Source organism: Amycolatopsis sp. Hca4 (genome assembly GCF_013364075.1).
Lineage (GTDB): Bacteria > Actinomycetota > Actinomycetes > Mycobacteriales > Pseudonocardiaceae > Amycolatopsis.
This window is the reverse complement of sequence record NZ_CP054925.1, coordinates 10,652,116-10,673,890: the sequence shown is the minus strand read 5'-3', so window position 1 is coordinate 10,673,890 and position 21,775 is coordinate 10,652,116. Positions and strand designations below refer to the sequence as shown.

General features: G+C 69.6%; 19 protein-coding genes and 1 pseudogene. 15 read left to right on the top strand and 5 right to left on the bottom strand.

Annotated features, from left to right (window positions below):
* Positions 1–40 precede the first annotated feature (40 nt).
* The 6 genes from HUT10_RS48395 to HUT10_RS48365 all read left to right on the top strand — a co-directional run bounded on the left by HUT10_RS48395 (position 41) and on the right by HUT10_RS48365 (position 6,727).
* Positions 41–496: a hypothetical protein gene (locus HUT10_RS48395; RefSeq protein WP_176177359.1), complete on the top strand. Its 456-nt coding sequence runs from the start codon at positions 41–43 to the stop codon at positions 494–496.
* A 128-nt stretch (positions 497–624) separates the two neighbouring features.
* A complete protein-coding gene (locus tag HUT10_RS48390) occupies positions 625–1,467 on the top strand; it encodes an alpha/beta hydrolase (protein WP_176177358.1) in 843 nt (280 codons plus the stop codon).
* Between the two features lie 123 nt (positions 1,468–1,590).
* Entirely contained in the window at positions 1,591–2,298 is a 708-nt protein-coding gene (locus HUT10_RS48385) for an alpha/beta fold hydrolase (protein WP_176177357.1), read from the top strand.
* Between the two features lie 103 nt (positions 2,299–2,401).
* Complete coding sequence (locus HUT10_RS48380; protein WP_176177356.1) at positions 2,402–3,379, top strand: transporter; 978 nt, start codon at positions 2,402–2,404, stop codon at positions 3,377–3,379.
* A 121-nt stretch (positions 3,380–3,500) separates the two neighbouring features.
* Entirely contained in the window at positions 3,501–5,336 is a 1,836-nt protein-coding gene (locus HUT10_RS48375) for a ricin-type beta-trefoil lectin domain protein (protein ID WP_176177355.1), read from the top strand.
* Positions 5,333–6,727, top strand: a complete 1,395-nt coding sequence (locus tag HUT10_RS48365) for an SMP-30/gluconolactonase/LRE family protein (RefSeq protein ID WP_254897387.1) — start codon at positions 5,333–5,335, stop codon at positions 6,725–6,727. The genes HUT10_RS48375 and HUT10_RS48365 overlap by 4 nt, the downstream gene beginning before the upstream one ends.
* A 12-nt stretch (positions 6,728–6,739) precedes the next feature.
* Here the strand turns inward: HUT10_RS48365 and HUT10_RS48360 are convergent, their stop codons facing one another.
* The 3 genes from HUT10_RS48360 to HUT10_RS48350 form a co-directional block, all read right to left on the bottom strand.
* A complete protein-coding gene (locus HUT10_RS48360) occupies positions 6,740–8,305 on the bottom strand; it encodes a radical SAM protein (RefSeq protein WP_176177354.1) in 1,566 nt (521 codons plus the stop codon).
* Positions 8,305–9,336 carry a radical SAM protein gene (locus HUT10_RS48355; protein ID WP_217709725.1) on the bottom strand — a complete coding sequence of 344 codons (1,032 nt, stop codon included), beginning with the start codon at positions 9,334–9,336 and terminating at the stop codon, positions 8,305–8,307. Before HUT10_RS48355 ends, HUT10_RS48360 begins: the two co-directional genes overlap by 1 nt.
* 110 nt (positions 9,337–9,446) lie before the next feature.
* Positions 9,447–10,001, bottom strand: coding sequence for a DUF998 domain-containing protein (locus HUT10_RS48350; RefSeq protein WP_176177353.1), 555 nt, complete (start codon positions 9,999–10,001; stop codon positions 9,447–9,449).
* A 321-nt stretch (positions 10,002–10,322) separates the two neighbouring features.
* Between HUT10_RS48350 and HUT10_RS50245 the strand changes: the two genes are divergently transcribed.
* The 4 genes and pseudogenes from HUT10_RS50245 (at position 10,323) to HUT10_RS48335 (ending at position 14,796) form a co-directional block, all read left to right on the top strand.
* On the top strand, positions 10,323–12,242 hold the full coding sequence (locus HUT10_RS50245; RefSeq protein WP_254897386.1) for a hypothetical protein: 1,920 nt from the start codon (positions 10,323–10,325) through the stop codon (positions 12,240–12,242).
* A gap of 12 nt (positions 12,243–12,254) precedes the next feature.
* The gene (locus HUT10_RS50240; protein ID WP_217709724.1) at positions 12,255–13,262 is read left to right on the top strand and encodes a right-handed parallel beta-helix repeat-containing protein; all 1,008 of its coding nucleotides are present in this window, start codon (positions 12,255–12,257) and stop codon (positions 13,260–13,262) included.
* Positions 13,263–13,390: 128 nt separating this feature from the next.
* Positions 13,391–14,365, top strand: coding sequence for an NADPH:quinone reductase (locus HUT10_RS48340; RefSeq protein ID WP_176177352.1), 975 nt, complete (start codon positions 13,391–13,393; stop codon positions 14,363–14,365).
* Between the two features lie 82 nt (positions 14,366–14,447).
* A pseudogene (locus HUT10_RS48335) lies at positions 14,448–14,796 on the top strand (histone-like nucleoid-structuring protein Lsr2).
* 95 nt (positions 14,797–14,891) lie between these two features.
* On the opposite strand, the gene HUT10_RS48330 reads toward HUT10_RS48335, so the two are convergent.
* A complete protein-coding gene (locus tag HUT10_RS48330) occupies positions 14,892–15,962 on the bottom strand; it encodes a TRM11 family methyltransferase (RefSeq protein ID WP_176177351.1) in 1,071 nt (356 codons plus the stop codon).
* A complete protein-coding gene (locus tag HUT10_RS48325; RefSeq protein ID WP_176177350.1) occupies positions 15,959–16,597 on the bottom strand; it encodes a hypothetical protein in 639 nt (212 codons plus the stop codon). Before HUT10_RS48325 ends, HUT10_RS48330 begins: the two co-directional genes overlap by 4 nt.
* Before the next feature lie 606 nt (positions 16,598–17,203).
* On the opposite strand from HUT10_RS48325, the gene HUT10_RS48320 reads away from it, so the two are divergent.
* The 5 genes from HUT10_RS48320 (at position 17,204) to HUT10_RS48305 (ending at position 21,771) form a co-directional block, all read left to right on the top strand.
* A complete protein-coding gene (locus HUT10_RS48320) occupies positions 17,204–18,088 on the top strand; it encodes a sigma-70 family RNA polymerase sigma factor (protein WP_176177349.1) in 885 nt (294 codons plus the stop codon).
* Positions 18,089–18,219: 131 nt separating this feature from the next.
* Positions 18,220–18,528 carry a pilin gene (locus HUT10_RS48315; protein ID WP_176178410.1) on the top strand — a complete coding sequence of 103 codons (309 nt, stop codon included), beginning with the start codon at positions 18,220–18,222 and terminating at the stop codon, positions 18,526–18,528.
* A gap of 495 nt (positions 18,529–19,023) precedes the next feature.
* Positions 19,024–20,352, top strand: coding sequence for a hypothetical protein (locus HUT10_RS48310; RefSeq protein ID WP_254897385.1), 1,329 nt, complete (start codon positions 19,024–19,026; stop codon positions 20,350–20,352).
* A gap of 17 nt (positions 20,353–20,369) precedes the next feature.
* A complete protein-coding gene (locus tag HUT10_RS51665) occupies positions 20,370–20,720 on the top strand; it encodes a hypothetical protein (RefSeq protein WP_254897384.1) in 351 nt (116 codons plus the stop codon).
* A 13-nt stretch (positions 20,721–20,733) separates the two neighbouring features.
* A complete protein-coding gene (locus HUT10_RS48305; RefSeq protein ID WP_176177348.1) occupies positions 20,734–21,771 on the top strand; it encodes a PrgI family protein in 1,038 nt (345 codons plus the stop codon).
* Positions 21,772–21,775: the final 4 nt, after the last annotated feature.

The window sequence follows — 21,775 nt, the reverse complement described above, 5'->3', positions numbered from 1 at the left end:
CGGGTGCTGTCCCCGGCCGGGCGCGGTGACTCTGGACGGTATGAACCCAGACCCGTATCCCGGGATCCACTGGCCTCCTGGCTGGGGACCGGACCGCTGCGACAGCTTCGTCAACCATCGGCGCCGTACCTCCGCGTCCGCTGACACGGTCTTCGCGCGGCTGGCCGCCGTCGAAGAGTGGCCGAAGTGGCAGCGCGCGGTGGACCGCACCGAGGTCGCCGAAGACCTGGCCGTCGGCAGCCGGTTCGTGGTCGTGTCCCCGCCGCACACCTTCGACGGGATCGTCGGCGAATTCGTGCCGCCGTCCCGGTTCGGCTGGGCCGCGGTCGGCGACCAGCTGAGCTTCTATCAGTCGTGGCTGCTGCTGGACGAGCCCGGCGGTGGCGCTCTGGTGATCTTCGAGGAGGCGTCTCGCGGCTTGGCGGCCCTGCTGCACGCCACCGGCCGAGCCGAGCTGACGCGCGGCTGGCTCGACACGCTGCCACCGGAGCCGTGACGGGGTACTGGGTTCTTCGCACGCCGGTCCGGAGACAGGCGGGTCACTCACCACGGTGAGCGACCCGCCTGTCCGCGTTCCGGCTCCCGTATCGTCCGGGTGCTGAACCGTTTCGGAGGTGTGGCCCCATGGCGGATACGCCGATCGTCCTGCTGCACGGCTTCTACCACGGCTCGTGGGCGTGGACGGAAGTCATCGCCGAGCTCGCCGCCCGCGGCCGCGCGGCGAACGCGGTCGACATGGCCGCGCACGGGTTGCTGGCGAAGGCCCCGCTCGCGGCGAACCGCCGCCCGTTCGACCCCGCGGCCTACGCCACCGAGCCGTCGCCGGTCGCCGGCATCGGGCTCGACACCGCCGCCGACCTGCTGATCGCCCAGCTGTCGCGAGCCGGCCGTGGCAACCCCGTTTCGGTGGTCACCCACAGCATGGGCGGGGCGGTGCTGACGAGGGCAGCCGAGCGGGAACCGGGCCTCCTCGCCCACCTGGTGTACCTCGCCGCCTACATGCCAGCCACCGGCACGCCCTGCCTGGCCTACCCGTCGCTGCCCGAAGGCAGCAGCAACCGGTTCATGACGCTGCTGATCGGGGACCCGGCCGCCACCGGCGCGCTGCGGATCGACCCCCGCAGCCCCGACCCCGCGGTCCAGGACGCCATTCGCGACGCCTTCTACGGCGACGTCGACCCCTCGACCGCCGCGGCCGCGACCGCACTGCTGAGTTGCGACGCCCCACTGGCGATGGTCACCGACAGCACGGAACTCACCGAGCACGGCTGGGGATCGCTGCCGCGCACCTACGTGGTGTGCACCGAAGACCGCACCATCCCGGCACCGCTGCAGCGGCTGTTCATCAGCCAGGCCGACGCGGCCTTCCCCGCGAACCCCACGACGATCATCGAGCTCACCGCGTCGCATTCGGCGTTCCTGTCCGTCCCCGGCCGCGTCGCCGAACTCCTCGCCGACCTCCCCTGACGGCGACTGGTCACCCGGCGACCGTCACGGTCACGGTCATCTGACGGGCGCTGCCCAGCGGCTGCGCGGACAACCATGGTTTCCATCAGCACGAACGGAAACCCGATCCTCACGGAGGAAACCATGGCCACCACCAAGCCGACCATCGTCCTTTCGCACGGCGCGTTCGCCGAGTCCGGCGGCTGGGGCCCCGTCGTCGAGCGCCTGCAGGCCGCGGGGCACCGCGTCGTCGCGGCGGCCAACCCGCTGCGCTCGGTCGCCTACGACGCCGCCCAGCTGCGCGCCCTGGTCGATACCATCGACGGCCCGGTCGTCCTGGTCGGCCACTCCTACGGCGGGATGGTCATCAGCAAGGCCGCCACGGGCGCCGAGAACGTCACGGCCCTGGTCTACATCGCGGCCTTCGCCCCGGAAGCCGGCGAGAGCGCCGCGGACCTGTCCGGCCAGTTCCCCGGCAGCACCCTCGCCGAGACCCTCCGGCCCGTCCCGCTGCCCGACGGCAACCAGGACATGTACGTCGCCCAGGAACTCTACCGCCGGCAGTTCGCGGCCGACGTGCCCGAGGAGACGACCCGGGTGATGGCCGCCACCCAGCGGCCGATCACCGCCGCGGCGCTCAACGAGGCCGCCGAAGGCCCGCAGGCCTGGGCCGGCATCCCGAGCTACTTCCTGATCGCCGAGGCGGACAAGAACATCCCGGCCGCCGCTCACCACTTCATGGCCGAGCGGGCCAAGGGCGAGGTCGTCAGCATCGAGGGCGCCTCCCACGCCGTGTTCGCCTCGCACCCGGCCGAGGTCGCCGATCTCGTCCTGCGCGCGGCCGGCGCCTGAACTCCGTTCCGCATTCCTCTACAGCACCGCCGCCCGCGGTGCCGACCCGTCCGGGCCGCGGTGCCCGCGGTCCGGACGGGTGCCTTCGCGCCTGGAGAACATCATGACCAGCACACTCGTTTCCACGCCTACGCCTGTCGACCACCCCCATACCGCCGGACCGCGCCCGGCCCGGCTCCCGCTCAACACCTTGGCGATCGGCTTCGGTCTCGCCGGTCTCGCCGAGGCGTGGACCGCAGCAAGTACGGCCCTCACCTTGCCCCGGATCGTGCCCCAGGCGTTCTGGGCCCTGGCGGCGATCGCCTGGGTGTCGCTGCTCACCGCGCACCTCGTCCGCGGCGCGCGCAGCGGTGAGCGGCTGACCGCGCAGCTACGGCACCCCGCGCAAGGTCCCATCGCCGCGTTGGCCCCGGTCACCGCGATGCTGCTCGCCGCGGATCTCTTCACGTGGTCACCCAGCGGCGGACGTGCGTTGTTCCTGCTCGCCTTGGCCGCCGCCGCGATCCTCGCCGCCTGGCTGTTCGCTTCGTGGTTCGAAGGGCGGCTCGAACTCGAGTCCCTGCACCCGGGTTACCTGCTGCCGACGGTGGCGCCGGGGCTGGTCGGCGCCGATGTGGCGCACGCTGTGGGCTACCACGGTCTGGCGTGGGCGCTGTTCGGCGTCGGCACGTTCTTCGCCGTCGTCCTCACGGCGATGGTCCTCCTGCGCCTGACCTTCCGCTCCGCGTTGCCGGAAGCGCTGGTTCCCACCACGGCGATTCTCCTGGCCCCACCCGCGGTCGCCGGAATCGCCTGGTTTTCGCTCCACGGGCATGTCGCCGACCCCGTCGCTCAGGCGATCGCCGGCCTCGGCGTCCTGCTGGTGCTGGTGCAAGCCGCGATGGTGCCGCGTTACCGCAGGTTGCGTTTCACCGTGGGCTTCTGGTCGTTCACTTTCCCACTGGCCGCCGCGGTGGCGTTGACCGAAGAGTGGCTCGAAGTGGTCCGCCCGGCCGGGTGGGTACCGGTCACCGGTGCACTGCTGGCGTTCGTCACGATCTTCATCGGCGCCGTCGCCGCTCGCTCCTTGCAGAAAGCTTGACAGTTCAAATATTGCTTCCTTACGATCACCCGAGCACTGCCTGACAGCCGCCACTGTGGCAGCAGACGAGCCGATTCCCGTGCACTCGCGCGGTGATCGCTCCCAGCTTCCAAGGAGCGGTATGTCTTCGACAACACAGTGGCGGAAGGTGGCCGCCGCGACGGCCGTCGTGGGTGCGACAACGGCAGGCTCCCTGCTCGCGCTTCCGGTCGGCACCGCGCAGGCCGCGACCACCACCGCCAACGTCTGGCTCACCACCGCTGACCGCTCGAACTTGTTGCGGCAACAGGGAAGCGTCACCTTCGGCGGCGGGGGAAGCGGACCGGTGATCACCGTCAACCCGAACACGACCTACCAGTCCATGGTCGGGTTCGGCGCGTCGTTCACCGATGCCGCCGCGTGGAACGTCTACAACTCCCCGCGGCGCGACGAGATCATGAATGCGCTGTTCAACCCGGGCACCGGCGTGGGCTTGAGCTTCCTGCGCCAGCCCATCGGCGCCACCGACTTCTCGCGCAGCTTCTACACCTACGACGACGGCGCCGCCGACCCGAGCCTGTCGCGGTTCTCCGTCGCCCACGACAACGCCTACATCCTGCCGCTGGTCAAGCAGGCCAAGGCACTCAACCCGCGACTGTCCATCATGGCCACGCCGTGGAGCGCGCCGGCGTGGATGAAGAACAACAACAACCTCATCGGCGGCAACCTCAACGACAGCCAGATCGGCACCTACGCCGACTACCTGGTCAAGTTCACCCAAGCCTACGGCGCCGCCGGAGCACCGATCGACTACCTGAGCGTGCAGAACGAACCCAAGTTCTCCCCACCCGGCTACCCCGGCATGCCCATGTCGGCGAGCCAGCAGGTCAACGTCATCAACACCCTCGCACCCAAGCTGCGCGCGGCCGGGCAGAACGCCAAGATCCTCGGCTACGACCACAACTGGGACGACGTCGACTACCCCCAGCAGGTCAACAACGGCGCCGGGAACAACGTCGCCGGCTCGGCCTGGCACTGCTACGGCGGTGACACCCCGAACTGGCAGTCGGTCGTGCACAACGCCCAGCCGAACAAGGACATCTTCTTCACCGAGTGCTCCGGCACCTCATCCGGCGACGACGCCAGCACCTTCCGGGACACCTTGCGCTGGCACGGGACCAATCTCGCCATCGGCGCCACCCGCAACTGGGCCAAGTCCGTGGCACTCTGGAACCTGGCCCTGGACAACAACCACGGCCCGGTCATCGGCAGCTGCACCAACTGCACCGGCGTCGTGACCACCAACGGCTCGAACGTCACCTACAACGCCGAGTACTACGTCCTCGGCCACCTCAGCAAGTTCGTCCAGCCCGGCGCCGCGCGGATCGACTCCACCGGCTACGGCGACGGCGGCATCCAGAACGTCGCCTTCCGCAACCCCGACGGCACCATCGCGCTCGTCGCCTTCAACAGCGGCGGCACGCAGAACTTCCAGGTCTCCTACGGCGGCCAGTCGTTCGGCTATTCCCTGCCCGGCGGCTCGATGGCGACGTTCACCTGGCCGGGCACCGGCGGCACCACTCCCCCGCCGACCGGGCGCACCGGCGCGGTGTCGGCCCTGGGCAAGTGCCTCGACGTCACCGACGGCTCCACCGTCAACGGCAACCGGCCACAGCTGTGGGACTGCACCTCCGGTCCGAACCAGCAGTGGACCCTCGCCAGTGACGGGACCGTCCGCGGCCTCGGCAAGTGCCTCGACGTCACCGGCAGCGGCACCGCCGACGGCACGGCGGTCCAGCTGTGGGACTGCTTCGGCGGCCCGAATCAGAAGTGGTCGACCGGCGCGAACGGCGCACTGGTCAACGCCGGCACCGGCAAGTGCCTCGACGTCACCGGCGGCGGCATCACCAACGGCACCAAGGTGCAGATCTGGACCTGCACCGGCGGACCCAACCAGCGCTGGACGGTCCCCGCGTGAAGGCCCACTTCGGACGGATCGCCGTAGCGGTCCTCTGCCTGGCCGGGGTGGCGATCGCCGCCCCGGCCGCGGAGGCGGGCACTGGTGCGATCACCGGCATCGGCGGCAAGTGCCTCGACGTCCCGGCCGGCACCAACGGCACGCGGGTGCAGCTGTGGTCGTGCACCGGCGGCACGGCACAGCAGTGGACCGTCCGCTCCGACGGCACGATCACCGCGGCGTCCGGCACGTGCCTCGACGTGGCCGGGGGTTCCCGCGCCGACGGCGCGGCGGTCCAGGTCTACGACTGCAACGGCACCGGCGCCCAGCAATGGCGGCCCCAGAACAGCACCCTCGTCAACACCGCCTCCGGCAAGTGCCTCGACGCCACCGGCGTGTCCTCGGCGGACGGCACGCAGCTGCAGCAGTGGACCTGCACCGGCGGGACGAACCAGCGGTGGACGCTGCCGGGCGGCACGACCGTCCCCGCGAACGGTTTCTGCCCGGACGGCCCCTTCGGGCCACCGCTGCCATCGGAACACCTCACCGCGGCCAACATCCGGGACGGCTACAACTTCCTGGAGGGACCGACCTGGGACAAGGCAACGCAGAGCCTGCTGCTGACGAATATGCACGACGGAACAGGCGAGGACAACGTCGAGCCTTCGGACATCCTGCGCTACACTCCCGCGACCGGAACGTTCACCACGGTGATCCCGGACGCGGGAAGCAACGGGCTCGCGCTGAGCCGCGACGGCAAGTCCGTCCTCGCGGCCACCCATGACCAGCGCACCGTCTCGGCGTACGACCTGGCGACCGGGCAGCGGACCACGGTCGCGGCCGGCTACCAGGGCCGTCGGTTCAACTCGCCGAACGACCTCACCCAGGGCCCGGACGGCACCGTCTACTTCACCGACCCCGACTTCCAGCGCGCCGACCGCCCGGACGAGATGGGCGGCAAGACAAGCGTCTTCCGGGTGCGCGACGGCGTCGTCTCGCTGATCGACGACACGATCCGCGAGCCGAACGGGATCGAGCTGTCTCCGGACGGGACAACGCTGTACGTGGGCGGGAACGCCACCGGCAGGATCTACCGGTACCCGGTGAACGCCGACGGCAGTACCGGCCCTCGCGCCGACTTCGCGTCACTGGGGGGCACCGACGGCGGCACGGTCGACTGCGCGGGCAACGTCTACCAGGTGACCTACGGCGACGGGAACGTTCACGTCTACTCCCCATCCGGACAGTCGCTCGGGACGATCTCCGCCGGGCCGAACGCCACCAACGCCGCCTTCGGCGGCCCGGACGGGAAGACGCTGTACATCACCTCCGGCACACCGTCCGGCGGTGGCGACAGCGGAGACTTCGCGCTCTACAGCATCCAGCTGAACGTACCGGGCTGGCCCTATTGAGCCCGTTCGGGCTCAGGCGGAGGGCAGAGGCAGTTTCCGGTCCGGCGGCCGGGCGTCCTGAAGCCAGGGAGCCGGGCTGCCGTCGGCTTCGGTGATCCGGATCGGGTCGAAGAAGCGGCGGCGGTCCGGTTCGGACAGATCGGCCGGGAGCCAGGTGTACTGCGGGTCGAGGACGTCGTCGCCGCCGAGATAGCTGCGTCCGGGGTCCTCGGCCGACCTGCGGGACAGGCGCAGGACCCGGTGGCTGTTGACCATCGACGCCAGGGTCGCGATCGGCTGGTATCCGTGGGACTTCAGCACACCCTTGCGGGCTTTGCGCGCGAGTTCCCGGCGGCCGATGAGCGCGGCGGGATCTTTGTGGACCTTCCGCGCGAACTCCGAGAGCTCGGTTTCGGAGCTGACGCAGTCGCGGTAGGCGATCGACATGCCGTCCAGGTCGCGCAGCCGAAGACCCGGCCGCAGCTCGTTGCGGCCGAGGCTGTCCCAGAAGAGAGGCGTGCCGGCCAGCGGCGCGACGAAGGAAAAGTACGACGGGAACGGCAACGCGTCGTCGCGGACGAGCGCGCGCATCTGCTCGGTCATGCGCTCGACCGAGGACATCCGGGGGTCGAAGAGATAGCCGTAGGTCAGCGCGATTCCCTGCCGTTGCGCGAACGCGACGTCCGCGAGCAGTGAACCGGCGCTGCGGGTGTTCTGCCGCTTGTTGTGCGCGTCCAGGAACTCCGGGTCGAGCGATTCGATGCCGGCGAACAGAGTCCGGCACTTGTTCTTCGCCATGGCGGCGATCAGTTCGTGGTCCCCGAGTGTCTCCTGGGTGATCAGGGCACCCCACGCCCGGACCCGGCGATGTGCACCGAGCGCGGTGACCAGGTCACGGGCGTAAGCGCGGTTGTTGGCGAAGTTGTTGTCGATGAACGAGATCGACGGGTACAGCCGCTTGAGCGACATCGGCGGGCTGGCCGCGATGGCGTTGTCGATCATCTCCAGCACCCGGTCCACCCCGAAGCGGGTGTGGCGTGCGTTCTCCGCGGGGATCACGCAGAAGTCGCAGCGGAAGTTGCAGCCGCGGGAGGCCTCGATCAAGTGCAGCGGGCCACCGATGCCGTTGTCGGTGAGCAGCCGGTAGTTGATCGGGTAGTCGGTGAGCCGGGTCTGCGGCGAGTAATACACGGGCCGCAGCTCACCGCGCTCGAAGTCGGCGAGCACATCGCGCACGCTGTCGACACCGCCCGAGCACACGACGTCGAAGAACTCGCCGGCGAACGCCGGGAACTGGGTGCAGATGCTGCCCCCTGCGACCGTGACGGCGCCCTTGCGCTTGAACAGGTAAGCAAGTTGCCGCTGGCGATCGAAGTCCATTTGCAGGCTGTTCAGGAAGACCAGATCAGCGGGCGGCACGTCCACCCCGAGCGGGCCGTGCCACATCTCGTGGTACAGCGTGACGTCATACTTGCTCGGGTCGATCTGCGAGGCGACCTGCAAACCCGCCGACGGCTGCAGCCAATGCCGGTTGCGCTGTGCGACGCGATCACTGTGCAGGCTCGCACACACGACCATGATCTTCTTCCGGGCCGGCATCAGTTCCCTTCCTCTCGTGGTGGTGCGGACGCGCGCCACTTGTCGAACTCGGATACTCGGTGCACACAGGTCACCGTGCACAGCGGCGCGCAGGCTTTGGGTGTGTGGAAGTGCTCACGCAGCATGTCCACGGTGTACTTCTCGATGGGAACGCCAGGCGTCCCGCGTTGCTGTGAGCAGTAGCTCACGATCCCGGACTCGTCGACGTAGAGGTAACGCGCGCCCGCACGGCAATGCCAGTCGTTGGGCCGTCCTTCGGCCAGGTTGTCCTGGAAAGAGCCGGTGGCGAAAGCCTGTCCGAGCAGCGCAGCCCCGCCGCGGGACAGCCGGCGGATCTTGCGGTACACCGCACGCTCGGCGGCCGACAGCGGACGCAAGGTCCCGCTGCCGTCGTGGATGATGCCGACCGACGTCGAGAAGCCGAGTTCGTGTGCCCGCAGCGCGATGGTGTAGGCGTCGTCAGGATTCCTGATTCCGCCACCCACCGCCGAGTTGATGTTGACGTCGAAGGTGGCGTAGGTCTTCAGCCAGTCCAGGCGGCGGTCGAGCACGCGCAGCGACTTCATCGAGGTGTCGTCGGGTTCTACGTTGTCGATGCTGATCTGCAGGTAGTCGAGGCCCGCGTCGTTCATGGCGGAGGTCCGCCGGGGGTTGAGCCGGTAGCCGTTGGTGATGAGGCCCGCCATCATCCCGGGCGCACGCACGTGCCGGACCAGCTCATCCCACTGCGGGTGCAGCATCGGCTCCCCGCCGCTGAACCCGATCCCGAAGGCGCCGAGCCGCGCGACCTCGTCGATGCGCTTGCGCAGGACGTCCAGCGGGACCGGCGGCGAGGTCTTGTCGTACTCGTTGCAGTACGCGCAGGCCAGGTTGCAGCGGCGGATGGGCACCAGGTGCACGAGGATGGGCCGGGTCGGATCGACCAGGCCACGGCCGGCGTTGGCGATCCAGCGCCGCCGCCGGTCCAGGTTCGCGCGCTGCTTCTGCCACCGCGTCACCACCGGAGGCGAGTCGTGCGCCAGCCGCGTCACGGCCGTACCACCGCGAAGACCCCCGCCAGCTCGGCGACCGCGAGGAGCCGCTCCAGCAGCCCGACCGGAGCGGACCGATCCCACGGAACCCCCGCGGCAAAGGCGATCAGTCACCACCCCAGCATCACCCCCAAGACCGAGTAAGCGGCGATCACCGACGCCTGGGCGAGCCGCCCGCGCCTCGGCGACGACCTCGTGAGCTGCCGGCCGAGTAGTATGAGTGCGACCGGTAGTGCCGCGAAAGCGATGACTGTCGCGGCTTCGTGCACGGATCCGGCCACGCGGTGCGGTGTCCCGGGGACGTGCGGCACCGTCGCGGTGACCACCGCCAGCCCGGCGAGCCAGATCCCGGCCGGCACGGCGACGGCCCACCCGAGGCGGCAACCGTGTCCGAACGCCGTCGCCGTCAGCGCGGCCGCTGATCCCAGCGCGACCCCGGCGACGGCCAGCCGGAACACCCACTTCCCCGCGCCCCACTGCGCTTGACTCATGGTGTCGCGCAGCGGGTTCCACGGCGTCGTGGGTGGAAAGACGTCCATCGCGATCAGGACCAGCGCACCCACGGCGGTCAGCGACAATCCGACACGCCAGGGCCACGACAGCCCGAGGTCAGGCCCGTGCACCGTTTCCGGCGTGGATGAAGTCGGCGAGCTCACGACGGACATGCCGCGATTCTCACCGAGCCCGCAGCGCCTAGCGCCCGTCAAATGACTGGCCCCGTGACGGTTTCCACGACCCTTAGTTTGGAAAGTAACTTTACTAATGTGGGCGCGGACTGTAGCGTTTCCCTCACCGCCGCCTTCACGCAGTCCTGGTGTGAACCAGCAAGCCATGGAGGAGCTTTGAGCAGACCGGCCTTCGCCCCCGCACTCGTCGCGGGCAGGAAATCCAGCAGACGCTGACGTCTCAGCCCGTTCCTTGCCCATCATCCGGGCAGCACTGGCCACCGTGGGGTGGCCCGCGTTCCTCATCTTCCGGAGGTCTCTTTGTCACGCCACAAAACAGCCGCGACCATCGCGGTGCTCGTCTGCGCCACCATCGGCGTCGCCGGGCCATCGGGGTCCGCCACCGCCTCGCCCGGCCCGGGCGCGCTGACCACTATCGACACCTCGGCCGGCAACCGCGCGGCGCCGGTGCCGGGCCTCTACGACTGGAGCAAGGCCGGTTTCCGCGGCGGACAGGACCTGCCCGGCGCCGGCGCGGTGAACCCGAGCGCGGGCTGCCGGATCACCGCGGCTCAGCTCGCCACCGCCTACCAGGTAAAGCCCGACGACGGTGTCGACGACACCACCGGCATCCAGGCGGCCATCGACAAGATCCACTCGTCGTGCTCGCCCTCGGCGAGCTACACCAAGCTGAGCCTGATCACACTGCCGGCCGGCACGCTGAACGTCAGCCGCGAAATCCACGTCGACGCGAACTACCTGATCCTGCGCGGCGCGGGCACAGACAAGACGAAGTTCGTCTACCAGCCCGACAAGAACACCGAATACGACGTCGTCACCCCCGACGGCGACCAGTGGGACCAGCACGAGATGACCTACGAGGACGGCTCGGGCGGCTGGCTGTGGCCGGGCCGCGGCCTCTTCCGCGTCCAGTCCCGCGGCGTCGACCCCGGCTACGCCGGCGAGTACCAGTCCGCTCCCGCCAACCGCAAGGACATCTTCGAAGGCACGATCAACGCGCACTGGAAAGCGGGCGCGAAGCTGCGGGAGAAGCCGGGTGACAAGGGGTTCGCGGCCCGCACCGGCGACAAGACCGTCTACCTCGCCACCAGCGGCAAGACTTCGAACATGAAGGTCGGCGGCTTCATCAACATCCGGGCCGCGAACACCATGAAGTTCTACCAGTCGATGAACGCCGTGCCCACGACGTGGCCGCTGCAGAACCTGCACATGCGGCAGCAGTGGTTCACCATCACCGCGATCGACACCAAGAACCACACGGTGTCGATCGACAAGCCGCTCGAGTACGACGTTCCCGTCGACTCCACTTCGGATGGTTCCACTCCCATCGACGGGACGACGTACGCGTCGAAGGCCTCGCCGATCGTGGACCCGATCGTCGGCGTCGGGTTCGAGGACTTCTCCTTCACCCAGGCGCCACCGCCCGGCGTGACGCCGGAACAGGCCAAGGACAACTACGGCAACCTCGCGCCGAGCCTGGCCATGCACGGCATCGTCTTCAAGTGGGCAGCCAACTCCTGGGTCCGCGGCATCCACGCGAGCATGACCGGCTCGCACCCGATCGTCACCGAGGAAGCCAAGAACCTCCAGATCGTCGACAACGAGCTGGACGGCTCGTGGAACAAGGGCAAGGGCGGTAACGGCTACTTCCGCGGCTCCCGCGTGTGGGACTCGCTCTACGCCGGCAACACCACTCGCGACCTGCGCCACTTCACCTTCCAGTGGTCGGCGTCGGGCAACGTCGTGATCGGCAACGACATCGACTCCGACTTCAACATCCACGGCGGCTACGAACGCAACAACCTGTTCGAGAACAACACGAACAAGGTCTCCTACGCCCACCGCTCGGGCAACTGCACCGCGCACTGCGGCGACGAAGGCGGTGATGCCCCGGACGACTCGAGCTGGTTCCCGATCTACTGGTCGACCGGGCAGAAGGCGGTCAAGTGGTCCGGCTCGTCCGGCCCCCGCAACGTCTTCTTCAACAACACCATGACCAAGCAGATCACCGCGAACGCGGCCTACACGCCGTACTACGCCGACCACACGAAGATCTACCAGTTCGGCTGGGACGGCACGGCGTTCCACCACCTCGACGCCGCCGGCAAGCCGATCACCGACTGGGCCCACAACGAACAACGCGACTACAGCCACGGCCACGGCGTCGACGACACGAAGACCAGCACCGCGAAATCTCTGTTCCTGAAGAACATCAGCTGAAAGGACACCCCGATGATCAAGCTCCTCACGGCGCTGTCCCTGGCCGGGCAGCTCATGCACCCCGCGGCCACCACGATCACCGTCTCGACGGCCGCGCAGCTCACCTCGGCGCTGTCCGCGGCGAAGGCGGGTGACACGATCGTGCTGGCCGACGGCGACTACAGCGGCGCGTTCGTGGCGACCAAGCCCGGCACCGCGTCCGCGCCGATCACCCTCACCGGCAGCGCGAAGGCCGTCCTGCACGACCCGCTGTTCAACCCCGGCGACACCGACTGCCCCTCCGGGCAAACCGGCTACGGCCTGTGGCTGCAGGGCGCGAGCTACTGGAACCTCAAGGGCTTCACCGTCAAGGACTCGAAGAAGGGCATCGTCCTCGACGGCGCCTCCCACGTCACCATCGACGGCGTCACCGTCCACGACATCGGCTACGAAGGCGTGCACTTCCGCAAGAGCAGCGCCTACGGCGTCATCAAGAACTCGGCGGTCTACAACACCGGCAAAGAGCAGCCCGGCTACGGCGAAGGCATCTACCTCGGCTCGGCCAACAGCAACTGGGAATGCTACGGAACCGGCGGCGGCACCGCGCCCGACGCGAGCAACTACGTCCAGGTCCTGGACAACAAGATCGGCCCCGGCGTCGCGGCCGAAGGCATCGACATCAAGGAAGGCACCCACGACGGCATCATCTCGGGCAACACCCTCGACGGAACGGGCGAGAGGAACCAGAACTCGGGCGACTCCACCATCGACGTCAAGGGTGACGGCTACCGGATCACCGGCAACAAGGTGACCAACCCCTACCTCGACGGCTTCCAGACACACAACGTCTGGGCCAAAACCGGCTGTGGCAACACCTTCACGGGCAACAACTTCACCCTGACCAATTCACAGGGATACGGCATCAACTCGACCAACCAGAGCAGCTGTATCTCCCAGAAGTCCCCGAACGTGATCGGCGCGTCCAACACCGCCACCGGCGGCAAGGGAGTGTCGAAAACACCGGTGACCCCGGGCAGCTGACCGACGTCCGCCGGGCCGGTGGCCGAACACGGCTTCCGGCCCGGTGCCTGCCGGCGACCGTCACCGCTCCGGTCATTTGACGGGCACTGTCCCAGGTCGATTCCGTCACCCTGAGCACCATGGTTCACATGCGTGCCGCTCTCTACACCCGGACCGGCAAGGCCGGCGACGTCCTCCGGGTCCTCGATCTCGCTCGGCCCGATCCCGGACACGGCGAGGTGCGCGTGCAGATCTCCTTGTCCGGGATCAACCCCAGCGACGTCAAGCGACGTGACGGGCAGACACCGAGCCGGATCGACGGGTTCCAGGTGCCGCACATGGACGGAGTGGGGCGGATCGACGCCGTCGGTCCCGGGGTGCCGGCCGAGCGGGTGGGGCAGCGGGTGTGGCTGTGGATGGCAGCGTTGTCCTCTTCGTGGGGCACGGCGGCCGAATTCTGCGTCGTCCCGCAGGAACAGGCGGTCCCGCTTCCGGACCATGTGCCCGACGAGCTGGGCGCGTCGCTCGGGGTCCCCGCGCTGACTGCGCACCAGTGCCTGTTCCCGGACGGGCCGCTCCAGGGCACCGACGTACTCGTGGCCGGCGGCGCAGGAGCGGTGGGCCATTTCGCGGTCGAACTCGCCAAGTGGGCCGGGGCCCGCGTGGCGACCACGGTGAGCGGCCCCGCGAAAGCCGAACTCGCTTCGCAAGCCGGCGCTGACCTCGTCGTCGACTACCGCAGCCAGGACGCGGTCGCCGAAATCCGTGCCTTCAGTGACGGTATCGATCGGGTCGTGGAGGTGGCACCCGCCGCGAACTGGGAGCTCAACAGGGCCGTGTGCGCGACCGGCGCGCGCATCGTCGCGTACTCGGTGGACCGCCCCACCCTCGAACTACCGCTGCTGCCGAGCCTGACTTCCCTCGTCACGATCCGCTTCCTGCTGATCTACCGCGCCCCCCGCAACGCGGTCGTTCAAGCCGCGCAGGAGGTCACGGCCGCGGCAGCGCGCGGCGCCCTGACCTCACTGCCGATCCACTCCTACAGCCTCTCGCGAATCGCCGAGGCCCACCAGGCCGTCGAGGCCGGGGTAACCGGGAAAGTCGTCATCGACCTCCGGAAATGAGCCCGTGGCGGAAGCCGTTCCCGGCTCCCGCCACGGGACGGGTGACCAGCTCCCCTCAAGCCTGGCCGCGGAATCCGACGGGATGAGCAGGAGGAGCTGCGCGGCTTGCCGGGCTTCCGGGGTACTCGCGCGGTACATCGCGGCCGACCGCCGCACCGGTAGTCGCAAAGTTCGCGTCGCCACCGGCCAATCGACCACGATCAGCGCGACCGATCGCGAACGCAACCAGCAGATCCGCTCGTGGGCGAACGCCAACGGCTACGAAGTCTCGGAACGGGGACGCCCTGTCCTCGGAGGTCGTCACCGCGTTCGAGCAGGCTCAAGCCAGCTTCTCAGGGGACGCTGCCATGTCGGCGGCGAGGGCGCACCCTCGCCGCCGACATCATGACGTGGACCTGCTGCCTCGTCGGCAGTCAGACTGCCCGGCGTAGGCACAGACGGTACGACTTATCTGCCGGGCCCCGAATAGTCAGCCGTCGTGCGCAGTGACGGTTTCCGCCCGAGGAGCCCCCGTTCGACCCGCCGGTCACGCGACCCAATGCCCCGGTCCGATCGCCCCGTACTCGTCATGCACCGCGATACGCCGGTTCGTGTGTTCGCCCTCGGCCCGGAAGATAATGACGTCTTCGTGCGCGATCAGGTGCAGCGGAAGGCCGGCCTCGCGCTGTTTGCGGATGAAATCGCGCTGGAAGAAGCTGCCGCGGGAAACCAGCTCGGTGTCCGCGGCGCGGGCGAGCAGGGCGACGCACCGCTCGACCGGCACCAGTCCGGCCGCGACGCCGCAGGCGATGACCTGCGACGGGAGGTCGATCAGCTCGGCGTGCTCACGCCACGGCCGGACGGTGATCGCGACGTGGCCGGCCGGGCGCAGGACACGGGCGCACGCGGCGAGGATGCGGGTGAAGCCGGCCAGCAGGCGGTGGTGGCCGATGTTGGCGAGATTGCCGCGGTCGAGGGCGCTGCCGTAGCGGTAGTGGCGCTTGCTGACCTTGTCGACGCCGGACTCCCGGTTCGTGCTGACCAGGCCGTGCACCGACGGCCCGTACGGCGGCGAGGTGACGACCAGCGCGACCTGGCCGGCGTACTCGCCGGGCAGGAGAGCCTCAAGCTGGCGGGCGTCGCCGCGGACGATTCGGCCGTCGTGGTCGTAACCACGCTTGCGCGCGACGCCGAGGTTCGCGCGGGCGATGTCGGCCCAGTGCGGCTCGTACTCGATGCCGACGGCGCGGCGGCCGAGGTCGATCGCCTCGATCAGCGTGGTTCCGATCCCGCACATCGGGTCCAGCACCACCTCGCCCGGCTTCGTGTAGTGCTCGATGGCATGCGCGGCGACGGCAGGCAGCATCTTGGCCGGATGCGCGGTCGACTCCGGCACGTACCGGCCCTTGCGTTGCGCGGCCGGCGAGGTCTGCGCCGTCGCCCACACCGAGACCGGCAGCTCACCGAAATCGGTCCGGGCGTCGGCGGGCGGGGTGGTGTCGAGGGCGTCGATGAACGCGCGGGACAGCGGCATGGTCGGCTCGTCGGCCGAGGAGGACGTCGTGGTCGGCGGCGTGGTGGTCATGGCGGTGCCCGCGCCTTTCGGTCGGCTGGTCATCGGAGGTCTTTCGGTTGCGCGTTGTCGGCGTGGGCCTGGGCGAAGACGAGGACGTCGCCGTGCGCTCGCGCGTGCGTCATCCGCGGGGTGAGTTCTCGACTTCCGAGTGCCAGGTCGGTTCGGTCTGTCGCGGTGGGTGGCTGCAGGCAGCCGTTCCGGATGGGGACGTGGAGGGTGACGATGTGCTGGAGATAGAGTAGGTCGGCGTTCTGCGCGGCCGTGATCATCGGACCGGACGGATCGGTCAGCCCGCCGCTCGACCAGTCGCTGTGGGTGTAGACCGCGAAAATGCCGCCGAACGCGAGCACCTGAGCTGCTGCGATTGCCGCCGCTTCCGTCGACCTGTCCGCTCCGCGTTCCGGCGGCAGCGACGTGATGACCAAGTCGACTCGCTCGTCGAAAACCGCCGAGGCCGACGCTGGCTCGTCGCTCATAGCCAGCCGCTCCGCGGTCCGCGGTTCGAGCTTGGTGATCGCTGGGTGGCGGCCAAGCGCGTGCACAGCGTCGAGCGCAGCATCTAGTTCAGCGGCAACAGCTGTGCGGCAGGCCGCCTCTTTGATGGCAGGCCATGGCGCGAGCAGGACTCGCGCGCCGGGTGCCGAGAAGCTGGTCGTGATGGTTTCGATGATCGGCACCGGCCAGGCGGCTGCCGGGTCGATGGGGTCGCATCCGGCCGTCCAGACCGTCGGGGGAATCGGTGCCGGCTCGTGGGTGCCGGCCGGTCGCTTCGGGGAGCGGCGGGTGCGCGTGCTCGGGCGGCGGGGATCGGGTGCGCCCGGGTACGGGATGCCGTTGACGGATCGAGTGCGTTGTGGGCGGGTCGAGTCGTCTCGGTTGGACGGCCGGGGGGCCGACGACGGTGGGCGTCGAGTCACGAGCTGAACCTCCGGAGGCGGGCCACCGACTCATTCGGCAGCTTCTGCGCGGTCGCCGCCTAACTCCGTCGTCGAGGTCGGCAAGAGACATCGTCACGTCGAATCCGTGCGCCGCCTGGCCGCATCGCCGTGGCGAATTCCGACCTGTTCTGCCGACGGAATGCTTCTGCTATTTCGAGGCCGATCTTGCAGGCACGAAACGGCTCTGAAGCGGCTTTGTCACGCCTCTGACCTGGGCTTGAAGCGGTTTTGAGGCGCCCCGGCGGGCTTCCTGACGACGTCACCTTCCGCTCGCTCAGGAGTGTCGTCATGGACCACCCCTCATCACCGAACGCCCCCGCCAGTCCGACCGTGCATCCGCGCGGCGTGTTCGACACCGCGCGCGCCGCGTTCGCCTGGCTGGTCACCGGACCGCACCCTGTCGCCCTCGACGGCCGCCAAGTCCGCGGACTACCGCCGAGGCTGGTATCGCTGGACGAAGTCGTCCGGCTGACTGTCGCGAAAGGATGTCCACAGCAGACCCGGGACGCGGTGTGGACAGCACTCGTAACGCGGTCGCGGACCGAAGGCGGCACGTGGACGGTCGCCTGCGTCGGGCTGGCCCTGCCGGTGCTGCTGCCGGTCGCGGCCAAGCTGACCAACCGGTTCCGCGGCGAGGTCCACGACATCCACGCCGCGGTCCTGACCGGCTTCCTCGAAGCCCTGGTCGACGTCGACCTCACCCGACCGGCCATCCTCGTCCGGCTGCGCTGGGCCGCCTACCGCGCCGGCCACCGCGCCCTGCGCGAGGCGCTCGACGCCGCAGCTCCGGTCGCCGACCTCGGCACTCGCGCACCCGGGCCGGAGCACGCCGACGGACACCCCGATTTCGTTCTGCTCGCCGCCGTCGACGCCGGTGTCCTGACCGCCACCGACGCCGCGCTCATCGGCGACACCAGGTTCGGCGAATTGTCGCTGGCCGAGGCGGCGCAAGCCCGGGGCCAGACGTACAAGGCGACTCAGCAGGCCCGGCACCGCGCTGAACGCAAGCTGGCCGATTACCTCAGCCCCTCCAGCAAGAGCGACTCGGGAACGCGCCGACAGAGGCGGCGCAATTTCGCCGAGGCGCCGGAGAAGACGCGGCGACCGGTGTCTCCCCGGCCGGCGAAATCCGGAGTTGGTGAGCGCGGGACGCGAGTGTTCGCCCGCCCTCGCCCATCCCGGTCCACCTCGGAACCGGGCGCCGTTCAGGAGGCGTCCTCATGCGACTGATCTCGCACACCGCGCCGGCCAGCCGGCCGTCGAACCACCACACGACGGGCTGGCGCCGCCCCGGTTCTGTGCCGAAAGCTCTGATCTCTCGAGCCCGATCGGGGCGTCGCCCGGCCGTGGTGCTCGGCTGCATGCTGGCGGCCTCTGCAGTGATGCTCGGCGGCTCTGCAGCGCACGCGGAGACCGTGCAGTACGTCGCCCTCGCCCAGTCCGTCGACCAGGTCCTGTCGAACATCCGCTCCTGGATCATGGGCATCCTCGCCGGCGTCGCGCTCGTCTTCCTGACCATCGGCGGGCTCCGCTATCTCCTCGCCTCCGGCGATCCGGGCGAAATCGAAAAGGCAAAAGGCGCGTTCAAAGCCGCCGGGATCGGATTCGGCCTCGCCGCCCTCGCACCACTGGTCGTCGAAATCCTCAAGACGATCGTCGGCGGGGTGTAACCGATGCCCGCCCCTACACCTCGCCACCTGCTCGCGCCCGGCAGTCCACTCCGGTGGCGTCGCCACCGCACGCTCTGGGTCGCCGCCCTGGCAGCGCTGCTCACGGCCGTGCTTGCCGGCATCGCTTCCAGTGCAGCAACCGCCGGGCCGCGACCGGCAGCCGCGGTCCAGCCTGCTCCAGCACAGCCACCGTTGCCGCTACCACCGAACCCGGGATGCCAGCCAGATTCTGCGGAACCGGCCTGCCGCCTTCCGAGCACCAGCTCGCCCCCGTCGATTCCGGCGACTCCCCCACCGCCGATCACCGCGCTGCCCACTCCGCCGTCATGCTTTCCCGGATCGCTCGATCCCGGCTGCACCACCACGCCGTGTCAGGGGCCGAACTGCATCCCGCAGCCGTCCACACTCGCGCCCGGCACACCGCCGCCGACCCAGGGGCCAGGCGACTCTGGCGGCGACGCCGCGGAATGCGGCCTGACCGACCTCACCGGCTGCATGGTCGCCGCCGCCAGCGCGCTGCTCGCCGCAGTCGTCGCCGCCGGGATGAACCCGTTACTCGACCTGCTCGGCAAGACACTGCTCACCACGCCCGAGCCGGATCAACTGCCCGGCCTCGGCGCCATGTGGACCGGGTCGTGGCACATCCTGCTCACCGCCTACGTGATCCTCGTGCTGCTGGCCGGGCTGATCATCATGGGCTACCAGACACTGCACGCCCGCTACACCATCAAGGAACTCGCCCCGCGGCTCGTCGTGGGCTTTCTCGCCGGGACGCTCTCGCTGTTCCTCATGACCAAGGGCATCCAGGTCGCCAACGCCCTGTCAGCCGCGGTGCTCGGCGAGGGCGTCGACCAGGGCCAGATGACGCGCAGCTTGATCACGATGGTGCAGGGCTCCCTGCACGGCGGCGGCATCTTCCTCGGCATCCTCGGGCTGGCCCTGGTCGCGATGCTCCTGATCCTGCTGGTCGTGTTCGTCGTGCGGGTGATGGTGACGATCCTGCTGATCGCCGCCGCCCCCATCACGCTCATGTTCCACGCCCTCCCCCACACCGAAGGCATCGCCTACCTCTGGTGGAAAGGCAGCGGCGGCGTGCTGCTCATCCAGGTCGGCCAGTCGTTGACGCTCGTAGTCACCGTACGGGTGTTCTTCGCCCCCGGCGGGTTCACCATCTTCGGCCCGTCGCTCTCATCGCTGATGAACCTGCTGCTGTGCATCGCGCTGATGTACGTGCTGATCAAGATCCCGTTCTGGTTCCTCGCCCCGCTGCGCTCCGGCCGTCCCTCCCTGCTCGGACGGATCACGCGCGGCGTCATCGCCTATAAGACGATGGGCCTGCTCGCCGGCGCCGCGGGTGCTCGGGCATCGGGACGCCCACGCATCGACAGGCCGAGCGCACCACCCGATCCTCCGGCGACGCGGTCGGGACAGTTCATGCTGCCCATGCGGCTGCGTCGCACCACCAGCTCGCCCCGGAACGCGCGCCGCCGCTGGGACGAACGGCCACGCATCGGTGCGCTCGACGGGCCGCCGGTCGCCGGCCAGCTGTCGTTGTTCAGCTCGCACACCCACGACGGCAAACCGGCTCTGCGCGCCAACCCGCGCGCATTGCCGCTGAAAGACCTGCCGAACGCGCTGCCGGCAGACCAGCTCGGGTTGCCGATAACGGTCCGGCGCGAACCCGACCGGATGCTGCGGCGCACCCTCGCCGACGACCTCGCCTACCCGGCACCTGTCCGGCCGCCGCGCCAGCCGGGTCTGCTCATGCCAGACGGGCGGATCAACCGCAACGCCCGGCCACCCGCAACACTGCGAACGCGTTGATCCCACCGAGCCCGGGCATGCTGCCGATCCACCTCCCGCCGCAGACCCCGCGGCCGGCGCGGCGCAGCCTCGCCGACGAACTCGGCGCTCCCGCGCGAACCGACCGGGTGTCGCAGACCGGGCCGGGGCTGATCACGCCGTCCGGGCAGATCAACCGCGCGGCCCGCGCTCGCCGACGCCCCGCCCCCGACGCCTTCAGCGGCAACCGGCCACTCGCATCCGGGCAATACCCCCTTCCGCTCGGCCTCCGCCGCCGGGCGAAACCCACACCGCCCGCACCGCCTGCGCCGAAGCGGAACCCGGCGGGCGATCAGCTGCCGTTGCCGCTGAGCCTGCCGCCACGGCGGCGCCGTCCGAAGTCGAAGTGAGGTCGCGAAGCTCATGTCCCATCCCGTGCGCATTCCCGCCGACGTCGATCGACCCGATCGGGTGCTCGGTCCGCTGACCGCGCGACAGCTCGCGATCCTCGGCGTCACCGGCCTGCTGCTCTACGCCGCCTACAACGCGACCCACAACGTGATCCCAGTCCCGGTGTTCCTGATCTTCGCGGCGCCGGTCGCGCTCGCGGTCACGGTCGTCGCGCTCGGCCGCCGTGATGGCGTCCCCCTCGACCGTCTGCTGGTGGCCGCGGTCCGCCAGCGGTTCACCCCGCGCCACCAGGTATCGGCGCCCGAAGGCATTCAGGAAGCTCCGGAGTGGCTCGCCGGCAGCCGCACGCGAGACGACGTGGCGCCGACGCCACTGGAGCTGCCCGCTCGCGGCGTCGACGGCGGGTCGGCCGCGGGTGTCGTGGACTTGGGGCCGGACGGGCTTGCGGTGATCGCCGCCTGCTCGACGGTCAACTTCTCGCTGCGCACCCCCGCCGAGCAGGAAGCCCTCGTCAGCTCGTTCGCCCGCTACCTGCACTCGCTGACCGCGCCCGTGCAGTTCCTCGTCCGCGCCGAGCGGCTCGACCTCGCCCCGCAGATCGCCGAGCTGCGCGCTCGCGCCGGCGGACTCCCCCACCCCGCGCTCGAAGCCGCAGCGCACGACCACGCCGACTACCTCACCCAGCTCGCCGAGCACGCCGACCTGCTGCGCCGTCAGATCCTGCTCGTCCTGCGCGAACCCACCCGGCCGGCCGTCACCTCGGCACTGGGACGCTTCCGACGCAGCTCGGCAGCCGACGTGATCGACTCCACCGCGCGCCAGGCCGCCGAGCAGAGGCTCGTCCGCCGCCTCACCGAAGCGGTCGAGCTGCTCACCGCGGCCGGGATCGCCGTCACCGCGCTGGACGCCGCGACGGCGACCGGAGTGCTGGCCGCCGCCTGCAACCCCGACACCTTCCTCCCGCCCTCCGCGATGCTCGCCGGCGCCGACGACATCGTCACCGCCGTCTCGAGCACCGACCTCTACGACGACGAACTCGAAGGCCGGTGACCGC